The following is a 19,063-nucleotide window of genomic DNA, read 5'->3' on the forward strand; positions in this document are numbered from 1 at the left end:
CCTCAACTTGAAATCAACCCGACCTCACAGCCACGCAACACTGTGACTTGATGCAACCGTAAGCCCGAGTGCGGCGCGGCGCTCCGCGTGACCCACAGGATGCGCGTGCGATTACGTCAGCTGTGTCGATCCGGAAGCCATCGCCGCGACAGGCACGGATACTTTTTTCGGACGCGATTTTTCCAGCAACGAGAACACAGCCAGGAGCAGTCTCGCTGCGAGTTTGATCAGGCCGATGAATGGAAAGAGCAACAAGCTCAGTATTAGCCACCAGCCCCCAAGCTGGAACAACCAGGGATCAATACCGAAAAATTTTGCTGCCTGTCCCAAAAGGCTGTTGACCAGCGAAGGATGAGTCACGATCAAATAGGCGGCCGCGACTCCTGATCCGTACTTTGCCAGTTTGAGCATTGCAGTGCTTTCAAAGAGCTTCGGCGCGAGCAATCGCGTCTTCGTCGATATTCGGATCTCCTTTCCTGCTACTGACGCTTGTTTCACGAGGCGCAGCCCTTTTGCGATACCAATAAATGGCAGCACATCGACCCCGGCCCAAAGATAGTCCGCCGCCTTGAGTTCGTCGCCGCTTTGGCTTTTGGTTTCAATATTCCTGATACCACTTGATAAAAAACCGATGACCAGTTTTCCAAAACGGTCTGTTTGTATTCGTCTTATCTGCCCGTCCTGCCCTTCGACAAACTGACCGAGCAGGTCATGACCTTCCGTATCGAGGATATTGACGGCATACCATCCGCGTTCATTTGCGGCGATGCGTGGCGGAGCAATTGGGGCGGGTGCTGCGGGTGCTGCTGGTGCTGTCGGTGGTGCTGCTGGTCTTGGGACAGCGGGTTTCGTTGTTCCAGGCAGCATGCTCCAGGCCTGTTTCAAGGTGCTTGCAGCATCGGTGGCAACCGCCGCGATTTTCGTTTGCGCGGTGTACGTCCAGATTTCGTTGGCTCTGAAATACTGGATCACCGGAACCACCGATTCACCGTAATTTTTCATGACCCGCTTAAATATCGGCTCCTCACCATAGAGCATCAACAGTTCCCGCGTGATGGTTGGATATTTTTTCAGGGCAATCCACGTTTTCAGGAGCAGCGCCTGGTCGCTGGAGTAGTCCAGGAGGATGGCCTGGATTCCCATTGGCTCATCCAATACCGCGCTGCCCAGATTACCCAATCGTTCCGAAGTCTGTATGCGCATGAGCTGTTCTTCGTATGGCCTTGCCATCATGTAGTGCGCGATTAGCACGGCACAGAGGAATGCGAAGGACAGGACGAAGATGATTTTTCTTGATTTCAAGGAATGCCTTCACTTTTTGCAGGGCTTTTATACTTCGGAATTTAATTTTTTTTACAACTTAACAGGTCTGGCGCTCATATACGTTTCGTCTGGTTTGGGTTCAGAGTTGACAACCGTGCTTGCTATTTTTTCATTCAGCCAACTTTCTGTTGGATAGACGATTTTGCAGCAGGTGAAGCTCATGAGAAGAGCTACATGTACTTGCCAATATAGAAAGTTTAATCTCCGATTGTTGGTTGTAGTGACGTATTTATAAAAAGAAACACACGATCGGCTGGTGCAAATCTCCGAACGTTTTACTGCATCGACCAGACCCTGCGGCCAACGTAAATCCAAAGCAGCGGTCGTCACATTCTTCCATCACCCATCCAGATCAATGACCCACATTCGATACCCCAGGTATCGGGTTGACTGATTACGGTGGGCATTCTCAAAGTTTTCCCTGTCATTTACTATCGAAACCTGATGAATTCAACACGATCTGGAAATGGTTGATGGCGAAGACGACTGCTGCAGAAGTGGCAGTCAGTGTGCAGACAAAACAAGGAATGACCGTGGCATTCAACGAGCCGAGGGCCGCGGAAAGCCTGCTGGATGCCGCGCTGAAAAGACGCACACTTTGCAGGAAAAATTCGCCGATACCAAGACATTACTGGAGCAGCATTGAGTGCCCATCATGATCGACGTCATGCCGGAACGCGTGACCGCCCTATCGATGGTCACCGAGATCAACCAGATCAACCAGATCAATGAATTCAAGGAAATCGACTGCCGTGCACGGTAACGCCGCGACACGGTCGGATTGCCGGATGAATAAAACACTCTTTGGAGACGATGCCATGGCCAAATTTTCTGCCAACTTGACGATGCTGTTTAACGAGGTCCCGTTCATGGACCGGTTCGGCGCAGCCGCGCACGCCGGATTCAGGGGCGTCGAATTTCTGTTCCCGTACGCGTTTCATGCGGATCAGATTGCCGACAAATTGAACACTTACCAGCTCGACCTGGTCCTGCATAACCTGCCCGCCGGGAATTGGGATGCCGGTGAGCGTGGCATCGCATGCCACCCGGATCGCATTCAGGAATTCCAGGAAGGCGTCGCCGAAGCATTGCGCTATGCGAAGGTATTGGGCGTCAAGCAGATCAATTGCCTGGCCGGCATCGTGCCTACTGGTGTCGATGTCGAACTGGCGCATGCAACGCTGGTTAGCAATCTGACTTATGCAGCTACCCATCTGAAGACCGCCGGAATCCGGCTGCTGATCGAACCGATCAACACGTTCGATATTCCAGGTTTCTTTTTGTCGACGACAAAACAGGCGGTGGCGCTGATCCATCAAACCGGCTCTGACAATCTGTTTCTGCAGTACGACATCTATCACATGCAGCGCATGGAAGGTGAGCTGGTCAACACGATGAAGAACAATCTGCCGATCATCAAGCACATTCAACTGGCGGACAACCCGGGACGTTTCGAACCCGGCACCGGCGAAATCAATTACGGCTTTGTGATTCCGTGGCTCGACCAGTCGGGCTACGACGGCTGGATCGGCTGCGAATACAAACCCAGGGCGGGAACGGTCGAGGGCCTGGGATGGCGCGCGACTTACTCCAGCTAACCGGCCGATCCCGACCGGCCACAACGTTCACTACCAAGGACCACATCATGACAAAAATCGGCTTTATCGGACTCGGCATCATGGGCGCTCCCATGGCCGCACATCTGCAGGCAGGCGGACACAAGCTGTACCTGCATGACTTCAAAAATCCACCGCCGTCACTGATCGAGCGTGGCGCCACAGTCTGCACATCCGCTGCGGAAGTGGCAAAGCGTGCCGACATCATCATCACGATGGTGCCCGACACACCAGATGTCGACAACGCCCTGTTCGGCGTGAATGGCGTTGCCGCTGGCCTGTCGGCCGGAAAAATCGTCGTCGACATGAGCTCGATCTCGCCGATGGAAACGAAGATTTTCGCGGGCAAGATCAATGCGCTCGATTGTGCCTATCTCGATGCGCCGGTATCCGGCGGCGAAGTCGGCGCGAAGGCCGCCACGCTGACCATCATGGTCGGCGGGCCGGAGGACGCCTTCAATATCGTCAAACCGCTGTTCGACCTGATGGGAAAAAACATCACGCTGGTTGGCGGCAATGGTGACGGCCAGACCACCAAAGTCGCCAACCAGATCATCGTCGCGCTCACTATTCAGGCGGTTGCGGAAGCGCTGTTATTCGCATCGAAAGCCGGTGCCGATCCCGCGAAGGTGCGTCAGGCCTTGATGGGCGGTTTTGCCGCGTCGCGCATACTCGAAGTGCATGGCGAACGCATGATCAAGCGAACATTCAATCCCGGTTTTCGCATCGGCCTGCACCAGAAGGATTTGAATCTGGCGCTGCAAGGTGCCAGGACACTCGGCGTCGCGCTTCCCAATACGGCCAACGTGCAGGAACTGATGAACGCCTGCGCCGCCAACGGCATGAGTGGTCTCGACCATTCGGCCCTGTGTCACGCCATTGAGCTGATGTCGAACCACGCAATCGCCCAAGCCGAGTAATCCGGTGAGGTCGTGCTGCTGCGACCTCAGCTCCTGACCCTTCACTTCCTTTCGAGATAACGATGCTGACCGATCCACGCCAATTCCTGTTCGACTTATTCTCAGTTGCCGTCGATGCCGTGAGCGCAGAAAAATGTCTGCCACCGTTTCTGCCAGCACCGTCGGCACACGGCAGAACCATCGTGATCGGTGCCGGCAAAGGTGCTGCCGCGATGGCAAAGGCCGTCGAGCAAGCGTGGCCGGAGAAGCTGGAAGGGATGGTGGTCACGCGCTACGGTCACGCTCTGCCATGTCGCGATATCGACGTCATCGAAGCCTCCCACCCGACACCGGACGAGGCCGGTCAGCGCGCTGCTGCACGCATGCTGGAGATGGTCAAGGACCTCACTGAAAACGACCTCGTGCTGTGCCTGATTTCCGGAGGCGGCTCGGCCTTGCTGGCGTTGCCCGCGGAAGGCATTTCACTGCAACAAAAGCAGGCACTCAACAAGGCGCTCCTGAAAAGCGGCGCAACGATTTCGGAAATGAACTGCGTGCGCAAGCACCTGTCCGCGATCAAGGGTGGCCGACTGGCGCTAGCCTGCGCACCGGCTCGCGTGGTCACGTTGCTGATCTCGGATATTCCGGGCGACGATCCCGGCATCATCGCCAGCGGACCGACCTTGCCCGATCCCACCACCTGCGCTGATGCGCTGGGTATCCTTCACAAATACCGTATAGACGTGCCAGAAAACATCCGTCAGATGCTGGCATCGGGTGCAAGTGAAACGCCCAAGCCCGCCGATCATCGCTTTGCACGCAATGCACATCATGTCATCGCGACCGCGCGACACGCTTTGCTGGCAGCCGCCGAGGCCGCTCGGGCTGCCGGCATCACGCCGTACATCCTGTCGGATGACATGGAAGGCGAAGCCCGCGACACAGGCATGCTGCACGCGTCGATCGCGCGTCAGGTTCTGCTGCACGACCAGCCATTTGTCCGCCCTTGCGTGATCCTGTCCGGCGGCGAAACGACCGTTACCGTGCGCGGCAACGGACGCGGCGGACGCAATGCGGAATTTCTGCTGAGTCTGGCAATCGCACTCGACGGCCTGCCGGGTATCCATGCCATTGCCTGCGATACCGACGGCATCGACGGCTCCGAGGACAATGCCGGCGCATGGTGTGCACCAGACACGATGTCCCGGGCAACCGCACTCGGATTGCGTGCGCGCGATCTGCTCGCCGAGAACGATGGCTATGGCTTTTTCGACGCATTGGGCGACCTCGTTGTGACCGGACCTACCCGCACCAACGTCAATGATTTCCGCGCCATCCTGATTTTATGATCGCAGGCGAACCGATCAACGACACGTCGGTTCGCCTTCTGCACTTCCCGCCAATTCTGAATGAGAAAAAAAGCCATGAGACGCCTGCGCAAAGCCAAAATTGTTGCCACCCTGGGTCCGGCAAGTTCCGATGCACTGACGATCACCGCGCTGTTCGAGGCGGGGGCCGATGTGTTCCGGTTCAACTTCAGCCACGGCTCGCACGAAGATCATCGGGCCCGCTACGACATCGTCCGCGCCATCGAGAAAAAAATGGGTCGTCCCATTGCCATCCTCGCCGATCTTCAGGGACCCAAGCTGCGTGTCGGACAATTTGTCGACGGCTGCGCGATGCTGGTTGCTGACCAGCGCTTCGTTCTGGACCAGAGCGATCAACCGGGCGATGCCACACGCGTGGGCATGCCCCATCCCGAACTCTTTGCCGTGATCACGCCGGGTCAAACGTTGTTGCTCGATGACGGAAAATTACGCCTCGCAGTCGAAGAATCAGACGGTAACCGCATCGTTACCCGAGTCGTTGTCGGCGGCATGCTGTCCAATCGCAAGGGGGTGAATGTACCGGACGTCATCGTGCCGATTCCGGCGCTGACAGACAAGGACAGGCGCGATCTCGACTTCGCGCTGTCGCTTGGCGTCGACTGGATTGCGCTGTCGTTCGTGCAGCAGGTATCGGATGTTCTGGAAGCGCGTGCCATCGTTGGCCAACGCGCGGGCATCTTGTCAAAGATTGAAAAACCGGCCGCACTGAAGCAGCTCGACGACATTATTCGCGCCAGTGATGCCGTCATGGTGGCGCGCGGCGACCTCGGCGTGGAGCTACCCGCCGAGCGCGTACCACGTGAGCAAAAACGTATCCTCAGCCTCGCACGCAAGCATGGCAAACCGGTCGTCGTGGCGACGCAAATGCTGGAATCGATGATTGAATCGCCGGTACCGACACGCGCAGAAGCGTCCGATGTCGCCACCGCGATTTACGATGGCGCGGACGCCGTGATGCTCTCGGCCGAGTCCGCCAGCGGCAACTATCCGCTCGCCTCGGTATCGATGATGAACCGGATCATCGAAGAAGTCGAAAGCGACCCGTTGCACAGAACCATGCTGGATGCGCAACAACAGCCGCCACTGCCTACGCATGCCGATGCAATTTGTTCGGCGTTGCGAGACGTCATCCGTATCATCAATGCGGTCGCGTCGGTGAGCTATACCTTCTCCGGACACACTGCCTTGCGCGCCGCCAGAGAGCGTCCCAGTGCGCCTATCCTGTGCATCACGCCCAATCTCCAGACAGCGCGAAAAATGGCGCTGACATGGGGCGTGCACGCCACAGTGATCGCCGATGTGACGTCGGTCGAAGACATGGTGTCAGTCGCCGTTGCCGTGACACGGCAAGAAGGATTCGGGCTGCCAGGGCAGAGCATCACGATCTCGGCCGGGATGCCCTTTGGCGAACCGGGAACGACCAACCTGTTGAGGATTGCCACGATTAGCGACGCCATCGTCTGATGGTTTTTGGGGGGGCGCGCCACTTCAGGGCCACCCCGTCAGCATTCGCAATATGGCCTCTGCGGATGGCCTTGAATCGCCATGCGCAGTGCTGTCAACTCCGGACCGTTCGAAGCGGTGTAACGCATTCATTCGCCTGTCGCGGCCGGGTATCGGCCGATTCGGTGGGAGCACTCGTGCGACTGAGCTGCCATGCACCGGATGTGATTATTCTGGCTGCGAGGCGGGCAGCCGGACGCACAATCTTCGCGCGCGACCGGTGAGTGGTTTGCGCGGAAGACCTTGCGTACGGCTTTTTTCCTAAACTTCTGACACTACGTTAGAAATGGTACTCGGCGCGGATCATGGGTGTATTGGCAATCGCACCCGGGCCGGCCGGACCGGAACTGTCGTTACCGAATTTGTTTTTCCAATACTGGTATTCCAGACCAACCTTCACGGTTTTTGGCTTGGCGCCTACGACCGAACTCAAGTCAACCATGACTTGCATATCGATGTTGGTCTCGACTGCCGTTTTTGCGCCAAATTCATTCTTGCCCTTTGCGGCAATGAAGTTGGCAAACCCTTCGACCGACCAGCCGCTGGTACCCAGCGGGATGCCCCATGCTGCTGTCAGCATCGGGTGCACGTCATAGCTGTACCGTGGTGTTGAAACCTTGCTGAACGTGTTGTAGGGCGCGTTGCTCTCCCACAGGGCGAGCAGTCCGATATTCAGAAAACCGGGAACGTCGAGCATGACCGTCGGACCTGCCACGTACATGCGCTTCTTGGAGTTGTAGCCCGCATCCGTTTTGGTATTGAAATCAAACCCTGCAGTGATACCCAGACCGCGCACCACACCATATTTGAATGATTGCCCGGTAACTTTTTCCAGGTCCAGGGTATGACGATAGACAACATAGACTTCTTGCGCACCATTACTGGAACCCGCGCCGGCTGGATCTTTATTATTCGACAGCAAAAAGTCCACATTGAAAAAATTGGTACCGTACTTGTAGCCGCTGACATGGTTCAGATCAAAAATATTCTTTTGAATATCGTTGGTATTGAACGGCTCCGAAAAACTTTTCCCTGTACGCATACCTAATGAAGTGTCACTCCAATCGGCAGCGTACGCTGACGATGCTGCGCTGAAGACGAGACTGGCCATCAAGATACGGTTTCTTGTTTTAAATTTCATTGTCATCACCTGAGGTGCTACGGTTGGAAGAACTCTGCGCTGGTCACCAGACGCAGAGGGAATGCATGTTGAAAAGTCAGCGTGGATATCGGCTAGTACGAACGCGTCAATGTTCTGCAGCTTTTACGCCGGCTGACGTCGCCGACGTGTTATCGCTGGTGCCATTGAAGAACAGGTTGAGTACGACTGAAGATATCGCGGTCAACAAGATTCCGGATTCCAGAAGCGGATGCAGACTGTGCGACATTTGCTGTGCCCAGTGCGGTGCGACCAAGGGGATCAAACCGAAGCCGATCGACAGCGCGACGATGTAGAGATTGAACCGGTTCCCCTTGTAGTCCACCGAGGAGAGAATGCGGATACCGGTGGCTGCCACCATACCGAACATGACCAGTCCGGCACCACCAAGGACGAACTGTGGAATGGATTCGACCAGTGCGGCCATTTTTGGCAGCAGCCCCAGAACGATCATGATGATGCCGCCGGTCACGCAGACCCAGCGACTTTTGACGCCTGTTACGGCAACCAGTCCGACGTTCTGGGAAAAGCTGGTGTGCGGGAAGGTATTGAAAATGCCACCGATCAGTGTGCCCAGACCATCGGTGCGCAAGCCGGCCGCCAATTGCTCCTGATTGATTTTTTTGCCCGTCATGTCGGAGAGCGCCAGGAACATGCCGGTCGACTCGATCATGACGACAATCATGACCACCGTAATCGTCAGGATCATCACGATATCGAAGGTCGGCATGCCGAAGGCGAACGGTGTCACCAGATCGAACCACTGCGCTTTGCCGACCTTGTCGAAGTTCATCTTGCCCAGACCGATCGCGACTGCACAACCCGCAACCATGCCGAGCAGGACAGAAATGTTCGACACGAAGCCACGCGTGTACTTCACAAGCAAGAGGATGAAGACCAGCACGAAACCTGCAATGGCCAGATTATCCAGCGCGCCATAGGATGCGTTGGGCAGCATCGGGATCGGGCCCGGCAGTTTTAGTGCCGGCAGTGGCACGCCCGCTTGCACCGAGGATGCCACCGCAGCGGCCGACGACTTGACACCATCGATCATGGAAATCAGCTTGGGCACATCGACGCTTTGCGACAGGAAGTCCGGGCCTCCCATGGCCCAGCTAACGCCGACACGCATCAGGCTGATACCAATAATGGCGATGATCGTTCCCGTCACCACCGGCGGAAAAAATCGCAGCATCTTGCTCATCAACGGCGCGAGCAACATCGACAAGATACCGGCACCAATGCCGGCACCGAATATGGCGCGTGCCCCGTCAACACCGGGTACGGCATTGGCGATCGCCACCATAGGCCCGACTGCAGCGAAGGTCACACCCATCATCACGGGCAATTTGATACCAAACCATTTTGTCATGCCAAACGACTGGATCAATGACACCAGGCCGCAACAGAACAGATCTGCCGAGATCAGCATGGTGACCTGTTCAGGGCTGAGCTTGAGTGCCCGGCCAACGATCAGCGGCACGGCAATTGCACCCGCATACATGACCAGCACGTGCTGCAGCCCGAGTGCGCTCAGCCGCACAATGGGTAATTTTTCGTCGACCGGGTGGACGATTTCCTGATTCATGTCTATCTCCTTTTGGTGAATCTCTTTTGATTTCAATACCAGCAACTTCGCGCTGTTTTTGTGACGAGCGCTGCCGGGGTCGGGCGCTTATCGAATGACAACCTGTCGAATGAAAACCTACTCTGTCGTTGACCCTGCCTCGAACCAGCGCTTGATCAGATCCCGCTCTTGCTGGGTAATTTGCGTGGCGTTGTTGTACGGCATGAGTTTCAGCACGACGACCTGCTGATACATCTGCGCCGAATGCTGCTTGATCAGCGCAGGCGTATGCAAGGCGACACCCTTGTTTTGTACTTGCGCGTTGTGGCACATCACACAGCGGTTTTCAACCACGCCCTGGACCTGCGCAAAACTGACCGGCTGCATATTGACAACCAGCGATTCCGGCGACGGCGGCGGTGGCGCCATCCAGAACACCAGCCCGAGCAATGCCACCACACCCGCCGCTGCATGCATCCAGGAGGGACGCTTGCCCTGCGCACGCGCTTTGTGAGCAGCAACGAAACTGTGACGAATCAGCGCGCCAGCCAGCATCAGTACCACCAGCACAAGCCAGTTGGTCTTGGCCATGTACAGCCAGCCGTAGTGGTTGGACAGCATCGCGATCAGGACGGGCAAGGTGAAATACGTGTTGTGCACGCTGCGCTGTTTGGCGCGCCAGCCGTGCACGGAATCAACCGCGATGCCCGCTCTGAGTTGCGCCACCACTTTGCGTTGGCCGGGGATGATCCAGAAAAAAACGTTGGCGCTCATCGTGGTCGCAAGCATTGCGCCGACCAGCAAAAATGCAGCGCGACCCGCGAACAAATGGCAGGCGAGCCATGCGGCGAAGACGATGAACGTAAAGACGCAGGCACCAACAATGGCGTCGCCGTTTTTACGCTGCCCGAATGCGCGGCAAATGGTGTCGTAGACGAGCCAGCAAACGACCAGGAAACCCAGTGCCGACCCGATGGCCGCCGCAGCAGACCAGTCGTAGACCGTTTTATCGATCAGGAAGCTGCCCGCGTTGTACAGGTACATGACGGTAAACAAGCTGAAACCCGAGATCCAGGTCGAGTAGCTTTCCCAATAAAACCAATGCAGATTTTCCGGCAGGATGCGCGGCGCGACGACATATTTTTGCGGGTTATAAAAACCGCCACCGTGCACAGCCCACAGTTCCCCGCCCACACCCTTGTCGATCAACACGGGATCGGTCGGTTTGCAAAGACTGTTATCAAGAAAGACGAAATAGAACGACGACCCAATCCAGGCGATCGCGGTGATGACGTGGGTCCAGCGCAGCAACAGGCTGACCCAGTCGAGCAAGTAGTTTTCCATTGAGCCTCAAGCAAAAAGAAAGTGTCGCGTACAGGACGCTTCACTTTCCCTTCACCACAGCGGGCTCTCTAAAGGGCGAACATCGCAAGCATCAACAGGAAACCCGAACGGTTTCCTGTCGACGGCTCCGCGGCGATGTGCATTAATTGTATACGATGAAAACACAGAGAGTGTACAAATTTTTATCGCTGTAATTGACTTGATGCGAGAGTCCTTCTGAGGATCAGGAACCGCGGTAGGTCGAATACGTCCAGGGACTCGCCAACAGCGGCACATGGTAGTGACCGTCCGGGTCGGCGATGCCAAAATCGATCGGCACTTCATCGATGAAGGGTGGGTCAGGCAACGCCACGCCCTTGCTCCGAAAATACGCCGCCACTGCAAATACGAGCCTGTATCGCCCTGCTGCCATCGTCTGCGCGTCGAGTAGCGGACCGCCGTCGGTGCGGCCGTCCGCGTTCAGCGTCAGCGTTCGCAGGGAGTGCACATCGGTGCCGCTGATACGTTGTAGCGTCACGGACATGCCCGCTGCCGGGCAGCCATGCATGATGTCGAGTACGTGGGTGCTGAGATGTCCCATAAGATCCTTTTTGTTGGTGTAGCGGATCAGACGCCGGTCCGGGCCGCCTGTCCCGATTATTGAAAACAACCGGACGACATTGCTGAAATCGATTCCGTCCTGCGCAAAAGTGTATACAATAAGTGCTTAAAGTCAACCGCACAGAGGTAACGACATCATGTCCAAAGGCGTTTCCACCCTAAAAATTGTTGATCCTGCCAAAGCTGACAAGCCCACCGCCCGCAAGACCCGCGTAACAGCCAGTGGCAAATCTGCAGCCAAATCAGGTTCGACACAGCGCATCGTCGATTCCGTCACCACTGCCATTGCAGAACGCCGGTTAATGCCGGGGACGAAGTTGTCCGAGCAGAAGATGGGCGACATCTACAACGTGTCACGAACAGTCGTGCGGCAAGCCTTCAACCAGCTCAGCCGTGATCGACTGGTGGTACTTGAGCCCGCGCGTGGCGCGTTCGTGGCGATGCCCACGGTGGCCGAAGCGCGCCATGTTTTTGCGGTGCGCGACATTCTGGAGGCTGCGGTGATCAGGCAACTGTGCCCGGTAATCACCGATCCACAGATCAAGGAACTGCGCTATCACCTGCAAATCGAGCGCTCGGCTGTGAGCGATAACGAAGTGTCGGGACGCACGCGTTTGCTGGCTGACTTTCATATCGTTCTGGCGCAGATGCTGGGTAATCAGGTTCTGGTGGAAATGCTGAGCGAGTTGCTCATCCGTTCTTCACTGATTGCGCTGATGTACCAGTCTTCGCACTCTGCCGAAGCCTCGTTGAGCGAGCACGTCGCCATCGTGGACGCCCTGGAAAAACGTGATGTCAAGGACGCACTTCGCCTGATGGGCAAGCATCTCGACAACGTTCTTATCAACTTGCATCTGGACCCGCACAGTCTCGATCTGGCCCAAATTCTGAAAGCCTGAACCACCATGACTCACACTTATCCCAGAGACCTCAAGGGCTATGGCCCGCACGTGCCAGATGCAAACTGGCCAGGTCGCGCTCGCGTGGCCGTGCAATTCGTTTTGAATTACGAAGAAGGCGGCGAGAATTCCGTGCTCCACGGCGATGCCGGAAGCGAACAGTTTCTGTCCGAAATGTTCAATCCCCCCGCCTATCCGGAGCGGCACCTGAGCATGGAAGGCATTTACGAGTACGGCGCGCGCGCCGGTGTCTGGCGACTATTGCGCGAGTTCGAACAACGCGGCCTGCCATTGACCGTCTTCGGCGTTGGCATGGCGCTTGAGCGCTGCCCGGAAGTGACCGCCGCGTTTCGGGAACTCGGCCACGAGATTGCCTGCCACGGCTGGCGCTGGATCAATTATCAGCATGTGGATGAAGCGACGGAGCGAGCACACATGGCGCTTGGCATGGCGGCCATCGAACGCCTGACAGGTTCGCGGCCGCTGGGCTGGTACACCGGGCGAGACAGCCCCAATACCCGACGCCTCGTCGCCGATTTTGGCGGCTTCGAATACGACAGTGATTATTACGGTGACGACTTGCCTTTCTGGTTGCGCGTTCGCAAGACGGATGGCACCGATAGTCCACACCTGGTGGTGCCCTACACCTTGGACTGCAATGACATGCGCTTTGCGCTGCCACAGGGTTTCTCGAACGGCGATGCATTTTTTGAGTATCTGCGCGACGCCTTCGACGTTCACTACGCCGAAGGTGAAGATCGTCCATCGATGATGAGCATCGGCATGCATTGCCGCATCCTCGGACGCCCTGGCCGGATGCGTGCTCTGCAGCGCTTTCTTGATCACATCGAAAAACATGATCGCGTCTGGGTCACCCGACGCCTCGATATTGCACGTCACTGGAAGGCAACACACCCCTTTGACCCGAACAACGCTTTCGCCTGGAAGTAACCATGACGACCCTTGATTTTTTAAACGACGCCGATCAGGCGGGCTTCACTCGACTGCTGGATGGCGTCTATGAGCATTCATCCTGGATTGCAGACCAAGCCTGGGACAAGCGACCATTCAGCAGTCTGGCGCAACTGAAGCTGGCGCTGGTTGACGTCGTCCGCGAGGCGCCGAAAGCGCGTCAACTGGAACTGATCCGGGCGCATCCCGAGCTGGCCGGCAAGGCGATGGTAGCCAAGTCACTGACGGCGGAGTCCACCAACGAACAAGGCAAAGCCGGGCTGACCGACTGCACGCTGGCGGAGTTCGACAGCATCCAGCGGCTCAATGCGGAGTACAACGGCAGGTTTGGTTTTCCCTTCATCCTGGCTGTGCGCGGTCCGCGTGGGCTGGGGCTGAGCAAAAGCGAGATCATCGCCACGCTGGAGCGTCGGATGTTCAACCATCCGGACTTCGAACTGGCCGAGTGTCTGCGCAACATACATCGCATCGCGGAGATCCGGCTCAACGACAAGTTGGGTCATGTGCCCGAACTTGGCAACGACGTATGGGACTGGGCTGAGCGTTTGGCGACCAATAGCGACGTTGGCTATGCAGACCGTGGCGAACTGACCGTGACCTATCTGACGGACGCTCACCGTGCCTGTGCGCAACGGCTGTCCCATTGGATGCGGGCCGATTGCGGCTTCGACGAAGTGGAGATCGACGCGGTGGGCAACGTCGTCGGGATCTACTACGGTACCGACCGGCAGGCAAAACGACTCCTGACCGGCTCGCACTACGACACCGTGCGCAATGGCGGAAAGTACGATGGCCGGCTGGGCATCCTGGCGCCGATGGCGTGTGTGCGTGAATTGCACCGTCAGGGTCGCCGTCTGCCGTTTGGTATCGAGGTCGTTGGTTTCTCCGAGGAAGAGGGACAGCGCTACAAGGCGGTGTTCCTTGGATCGGGCGCCCTCACCGGCCATTTCAATACCGCCTGGCTGGACCAGAAGGATGCCGATGGCGTCACGATGCGCGAGGCCATGCTGCATGCCGGGCTGTGTCCCGACGACATCCCCAAACTGAAACGGGATGCGAACCGCTATCTGGGTTTTGTGGAGGTACACATCGAACAAGGGCCGGTGCTCAATGAGCTGGACCTGCCGCTGGGCATCGTCACATCGATCAACGGCAGCGTGCGCTATGTCGGCGAAATCAAGGGCATGGCCAGCCACGCCGGCACCACACCGATGGATCGGCGACGGGATGCCGCTACCGCCGCTGCAGAATTAGCGCTGGCGGTCGAGCAACGCGGAGGTTCCGTGCCGCATCTCGTTGCCACGATGGGCATGCTCGAAGTACCGAACGGCTCCATCAACGTGGTGCCGGGCCGCTGCACATTCAGCCTCGACATCCGCGCAACCACCAATGAGGTACGAGACGCTTGCGCCAACGACCTCTGCGCCGAGCTTCAGGCGATCTGCGAGCGTCGCGGTCTGCATTTCAAGCTCGAAGAAACGATGCGTGCCGCAGCAGCACCCAGCGCACCGGACTGGCAACAGCGCTGGGAACGCGCTGTCGCAGCGCTAGGTCTGCCGCAGTACCGCATGCCCAGTGGTGCCGGCCACGATGCGATGAAACTGCATGAAGCCATGCCGCAGGCAATGCTGTTCATGCGCGGACTGAACGCCGGCATCAGCCACAACCCGCTAGAGGCAATTACTAATGACGACACAGAAATGTGCGTCCGTGCCTTCCAGAATTTACTTGACCAACTTGCAATGGAACTTTCATGACTTCTTCCTCTTCGTACGACGCTCTTGACGCCTGGGTTGACGCCCATTTCGACGACGAGGTGCAATTTCTGCAGGAGCTGGTACGCGTGCCGACCGACACGCCGCCGGGCAACAATGCACCGCATGCAGAGCGCACTGCTGATTTACTGAATGAATTCGGTTTCGAGGTTGAACGACATGCAGTGCCTGCTCAGGACGTCGACAACGCCGGCTTGCAATCCATCACGAATCTGGTCGTGCGCCGCCAGTATGGGGAAGGCAAGACGATCGGACTCAACGCCCATGGCGACGTGGTACCACCCGGCGAAGGCTGGACACATGATCCCTACGGCGGCGAAGTAGCCGACGGCAAGTTGTACGGCCGTGCCGCCGCCGTGAGCAAGTGCGACTTTGCCACCTTTGCCTTCGCTACCCGCGCGATCGAGTCCCTCAAGCTGCCGTTGAAAGGTGGAGTGGAAATGTACTTCACCTACGACGAAGAATTCGGCGGCGAACTCGGTCCGGGCTGGTTGCTCGGCAAAGGCTTGATCAAGCCGGACCTGTTGATCGCAGCCGGATTCAGCTACCAGGTGATTACTGCCCATAACGGGTGCCTGCAAATGGAGGTCACCGTGCACGGAAAGATGGGCCACGCTGCAGTTCCTGATACCGGCGACGATGCCTTGCAGGCGGCGACGCTGATTTTGAATGTGCTCTATCACCAGAACACGCTGTACAAAAAGATCAGCAGCCAGGTCAAGGGCATCACCCATCCCTACCTGAATGTCGGGTTGATTCAGGGTGGCACCAACACCAACGTTGTGCCAGGCAAAGTGGTCCTCAAGCTTGATCGCCGCATGATCCCCGAAGAAAACCCGGTCCATGTCGAGGCTACGTTGCGCCGGATCATACAAGAAGCCGTGGCCGAGTCCAGGGGCATCACGGTTGACGTGAAGACCATGCTGTTGTCCCTTGCGCTGCAGCCGCTTCCGGGCAACAAACCTCTGGTCGATGCGCTTTGCCAGCACGCCAGTACCGTGTTTGGCGAGACCATCGAGGCTTCCGGCACGCCGCTTTACACGGATGCACGCCTTTTTTGCGAACGTGGCATTCCTGCCGTGCTCTATGGTTGCGGACCACGCACCGTACTGGAAAGTAATGCCAAGCGCGCCGACGAACATATCTCGCTTGACGATCTCCGTCGTGCCACCAAAGTCATCGCACGGACGCTATTTGATTTGTTGCATTGATTTCAACCAGAGCGGAAAACCTCTGGATCACAGCAGTGCAGGCTGATGGTTCGTGATCGTTACCTCTCTTCATGAAGCCTCAGCATCAGTTCAAAAAACGCGACTCCAGACATTGCCGTTGAATGGGCAGGTTCTGCAACCGTGCAATTCATCACCTCGACTACATTCCGTTTATTCAGTTAAAGGATGTCACGCGGAGATGGATTGACGACTGTGCGGACATGCACATCAAGTCGCATCAATCAGATATCCAAATACAATATTGGGAATACAGATCATCATGAGTCACCATAACGCCATATCAGCAAGCAATACAACAAACGCCCCAAAAAGCAGTGGTCCGTATTCGCAAGCAGTCGCTTTCTCTCACTATAATAATATTTCAGCTCAATTGCCTATCGATCCGAAATCCGGTGAATTGGTCACTAGCGGAATAAAAGAGCAGGCGGAGCAATGCTTCAAAAATATCAAGGCGATTATTGAAAGTAGCAGCCACGATATGGACGATATCGTGAGATTGACTGTCTTCGTTCAAAACATGGCAGATATTGGCGCTGTTGATGAAGTATTTGCGACGTTCTTCCCAGGCTATGTTCCTACGAGAACCACAATAGCCGTTGCAGCGTTACCCATGAATGCGCTGGTACAAATTGAAGCACTCGTATCACACGGCGAAGGCACGATACCAGGAGCACCACAGGCAGGTGACCTCGTCAAAGCGGTACGAAATACGAACAATGCTCCACAGAGCTCATTCTCAGCGCAAACAGTCGCGTTCTCTCACTACAATAATATTTCCGCTCAATTACCTATTGATCCGAAATCCGGTGAACTGGTAAGTGGCGGCATAAAAATGCAGGCGGGTCAGTGCTTCAACAACATCAAAGCGATTTTGGAAAGTATCGACCATGTCATGGACGATATTGTGAAAATCACCCTGTTCGTTAAAAATATCTCCGATATCGACAGCGTCAAACAAGTTCATACGGAATATTTCTCAGGCTATGTTCCCGCCTTAACAGCGATTGCCGTTAAAGCGTTACCGATGAATGCATTGGTACAAATCGAAGCAGTCGTGTCCCACGGGGATGGCACCCCTCCGCAACCGCCTGAAGACGCCCGCAATATCGTCATTGAAGTAAATAATACCGAAGATGCGCCACAAGGCCCGTATTCACAAACAGTCGCCTTTTCTCATTACAACCATATTTCAGCACAATTACCAATAGATCCTGTTACAGGCAACATCGTAGCTGGCGGCGTAAAAGAACAGACTAAACAGTGCTTGAAAAATATCAAGGCAATTATTGAGAGTGTTGATCACGCAATGAGTGATGTTGTTAAAATTAATATCGCCCTTGGAAATATTTTAGACATTGATGCAGTAGACGAGATTTACACCACATTCTTCCCGAACGGAATTCCTGCGAGACGCACAATTGGCGTATACGCTTTGCCTGGAGATGCGTTAATCCAAATTGATGCCGTCGTATCCAACGCTGAAGGAACACCGCCGAAAAGTTAGGCGCGTTATGGTTTGATTGGCAATCCTGTCATGCGCCAATCAGGAGCCAGTTTAAAAACCCGGGGCAACCGACAGGCACGCATTTTTCGGTTCGTCGCCCTGCCGCATCGCGATATGATCGGGTCTGCATCGCACCCGATCACGCGGCTACACTTCCCTCCAACAATTACTCCACGCTAGGAACTTTCATGCTTATTCTCCATGGTTATTGGCTGTCGCTGGCAACGTACCGCGTGCGCATCGCGCTCAAACTCAAAGGGGTGGCCTTCGAGGAGCGCATGCATGATCTGTTGAGCGGACATCAGGATCAGGCCGCCTTTCGCGCCGTCAATCCGGCTGGCGCCGTGCCTGCACTGGAAGGCGGCACACCCGAACCATTGACACAAAGTCTGGCAATCCTGGAATGGCTGGAAGAAACGTACCCGACAACGCCGCTGCTGCCGCCAGATGCCGCCGGTCGGGCGCGCGTGCGGGCAATGTTCCTGCTGACGGCGGCCGACACGCATCCGCTAGTGGTGCCACGAGTGCAAAAGCGTCTGGCCGCGCAATTTGGCGCGACCGAGACAGCCCGCCGCGAGTGGGCGGCACACTGGTTTATCGAAGGACTGAAAGCGTACGAGGCACTGCTGACCGACGGCGCGACGCGCTGCCACAATGAAACGCTCAGTCTGGCCGACCTGGCCCTTGCTAGCCATTTGATCGGCGCAGAGCGTTTCGGCGTGGATATTTCCAAGTTTCCACGCGTGACTGCGGTCGGCGCACTGCTGTTCGCGCTGCCGGAAATTGCATCGTCGCATCCTCGCCATCAAGCAGGCGCCATTTCAGCTTGAAGGGGCTCCGTTATCAACGGATACAAACAAAGAAAATCACCGCAACGCCAAGTATATTTGGGCGATGAAGTGCTAACGAACTGACGCATGCATTTCGCGTGACGAGCACTGGCCTGCTGCAGCGCTTGTCACGATCGCGATTAATGCTGCGCTGAAAAAAACGGTTATCTAAGTCCCTGCGTGTGTATACCGAATATCAATGATATCCGTCAAACATATGCGCATTGACCACTTGTAGAATACAAAATACGATTTTTACGGAAATATTTTTCATATGGTCTCAAATATTGAAGTAATAGTTACTTCATGTATGTTCGGATAGAAGTTGCTGTTAACAAAATTTATTTTTACAAATTAATAAATGACGCTTGATATGAATCTTCAACCCGGCATCGCACTATTGGATGGCGAACATGCGCATCAGCACAACGATATCCAACAATAGGAATCAA

The 19,063-nt window shown here is 56.0% G+C and carries 15 protein-coding genes; 10 read left to right on the forward strand and 5 right to left on the reverse strand.

Annotation, left to right across the window (positions count from 1 at the left end):
• Positions 1 to 111: 111 nt before the first annotated feature.
• Positions 112 to 1,302, reverse strand: coding sequence for a hypothetical protein (locus ABD720_RS13170; protein ID WP_344763797.1), 1,191 nt, complete (start codon positions 1,300 to 1,302; stop codon positions 112 to 114).
• Positions 1,303 to 2,141: 839 nt separating this feature from the next.
• On the opposite strand from ABD720_RS13170, the gene hyi reads away from it, so the two are divergent.
• From hyi to pyk, 4 genes are all read left to right on the forward strand, one after another.
• Complete coding sequence (hyi, locus tag ABD720_RS13175; protein WP_344763798.1) at positions 2,142 to 2,921, forward strand: hydroxypyruvate isomerase; 780 nt, start codon at positions 2,142 to 2,144, stop codon at positions 2,919 to 2,921.
• Positions 2,897 to 3,859 carry a 2-hydroxy-3-oxopropionate reductase gene (locus tag ABD720_RS13180; RefSeq protein ID WP_344763799.1) on the forward strand — a complete coding sequence of 321 codons (963 nt, stop codon included), beginning with the start codon at positions 2,897 to 2,899 and terminating at the stop codon, positions 3,857 to 3,859. Before hyi ends, ABD720_RS13180 begins: the two co-directional genes overlap by 25 nt.
• Before the next feature lie 62 nt (positions 3,860 to 3,921).
• A complete protein-coding gene (locus ABD720_RS13185; RefSeq protein WP_344763800.1) occupies positions 3,922 to 5,187 on the forward strand; it encodes a glycerate kinase type-2 family protein in 1,266 nt (421 codons plus the stop codon).
• A 75-nt stretch (positions 5,188 to 5,262) separates the two neighbouring features.
• Positions 5,263 to 6,690: a pyruvate kinase gene (pyk, locus tag ABD720_RS13190; RefSeq protein WP_344763801.1), complete on the forward strand. Its 1,428-nt coding sequence runs from the start codon at positions 5,263 to 5,265 to the stop codon at positions 6,688 to 6,690.
• Between the two features lie 319 nt (positions 6,691 to 7,009).
• Here the strand turns inward: pyk and ABD720_RS13195 are convergent, their stop codons facing one another.
• From ABD720_RS13195 to uraH, 4 genes are all read right to left on the reverse strand, one after another.
• Positions 7,010 to 7,870, reverse strand: a complete 861-nt coding sequence (locus ABD720_RS13195) for an outer envelope protein (RefSeq protein WP_344763802.1) — start codon at positions 7,868 to 7,870, stop codon at positions 7,010 to 7,012.
• 106 nt (positions 7,871 to 7,976) lie between these two features.
• Positions 7,977 to 9,476 (reverse strand): nucleobase:cation symporter-2 family protein, encoded by a 1,500-nt coding sequence (locus ABD720_RS13200; RefSeq protein WP_344763803.1) that lies wholly within the window; start codon positions 9,474 to 9,476, stop codon positions 7,977 to 7,979.
• Positions 9,477 to 9,593: 117 nt separating this feature from the next.
• Positions 9,594 to 10,799, reverse strand: a complete 1,206-nt coding sequence (locus ABD720_RS13205; RefSeq protein ID WP_344763804.1) for a urate hydroxylase PuuD — start codon at positions 10,797 to 10,799, stop codon at positions 9,594 to 9,596.
• A 223-nt stretch (positions 10,800 to 11,022) separates the two neighbouring features.
• The gene (uraH, locus tag ABD720_RS13210) at positions 11,023 to 11,379 is read right to left on the reverse strand and encodes a hydroxyisourate hydrolase (RefSeq protein WP_344763805.1); all 357 of its coding nucleotides are present in this window, start codon (positions 11,377 to 11,379) and stop codon (positions 11,023 to 11,025) included.
• A 157-nt stretch (positions 11,380 to 11,536) separates the two neighbouring features.
• On the opposite strand from uraH, the gene ABD720_RS13215 reads away from it, so the two are divergent.
• The 6 genes from ABD720_RS13215 to maiA all read left to right on the forward strand — a co-directional run bounded on the left by ABD720_RS13215 (position 11,537) and on the right by maiA (position 18,611).
• Positions 11,537 to 12,298, forward strand: a complete 762-nt coding sequence (locus ABD720_RS13215) for a GntR family transcriptional regulator (protein ID WP_344763806.1) — start codon at positions 11,537 to 11,539, stop codon at positions 12,296 to 12,298.
• A gap of 6 nt (positions 12,299 to 12,304) precedes the next feature.
• The gene (gene puuE, locus ABD720_RS13220) at positions 12,305 to 13,249 is read left to right on the forward strand and encodes an allantoinase PuuE (protein ID WP_344763807.1); all 945 of its coding nucleotides are present in this window, start codon (positions 12,305 to 12,307) and stop codon (positions 13,247 to 13,249) included.
• 2 nt (positions 13,250 to 13,251) lie between these two features.
• A complete protein-coding gene (gene uraD, locus ABD720_RS13225) occupies positions 13,252 to 15,027 on the forward strand; it encodes a 2-oxo-4-hydroxy-4-carboxy-5-ureidoimidazoline decarboxylase (protein WP_344763808.1) in 1,776 nt (591 codons plus the stop codon).
• Complete coding sequence (locus ABD720_RS13230; protein WP_344763809.1) at positions 15,024 to 16,256, forward strand: M20 family metallopeptidase; 1,233 nt, start codon at positions 15,024 to 15,026, stop codon at positions 16,254 to 16,256. Before uraD ends, ABD720_RS13230 begins: the two co-directional genes overlap by 4 nt.
• Positions 16,257 to 16,536: 280 nt before the next feature.
• A complete protein-coding gene (locus tag ABD720_RS13235; protein ID WP_344763810.1) occupies positions 16,537 to 17,781 on the forward strand; it encodes a RidA family protein in 1,245 nt (414 codons plus the stop codon).
• 188 nt (positions 17,782 to 17,969) lie between these two features.
• Positions 17,970 to 18,611, forward strand: coding sequence for a maleylacetoacetate isomerase (maiA, locus tag ABD720_RS13240; RefSeq protein WP_344763811.1), 642 nt, complete (start codon positions 17,970 to 17,972; stop codon positions 18,609 to 18,611).
• Positions 18,612 to 19,063 lie beyond the last annotated feature (452 nt).

This window comes from Actimicrobium antarcticum (assembly GCF_039536745.1).
GTDB classification, from domain to species: Bacteria; Pseudomonadota; Gammaproteobacteria; order Burkholderiales; family Burkholderiaceae_D; genus Actimicrobium; species Actimicrobium antarcticum.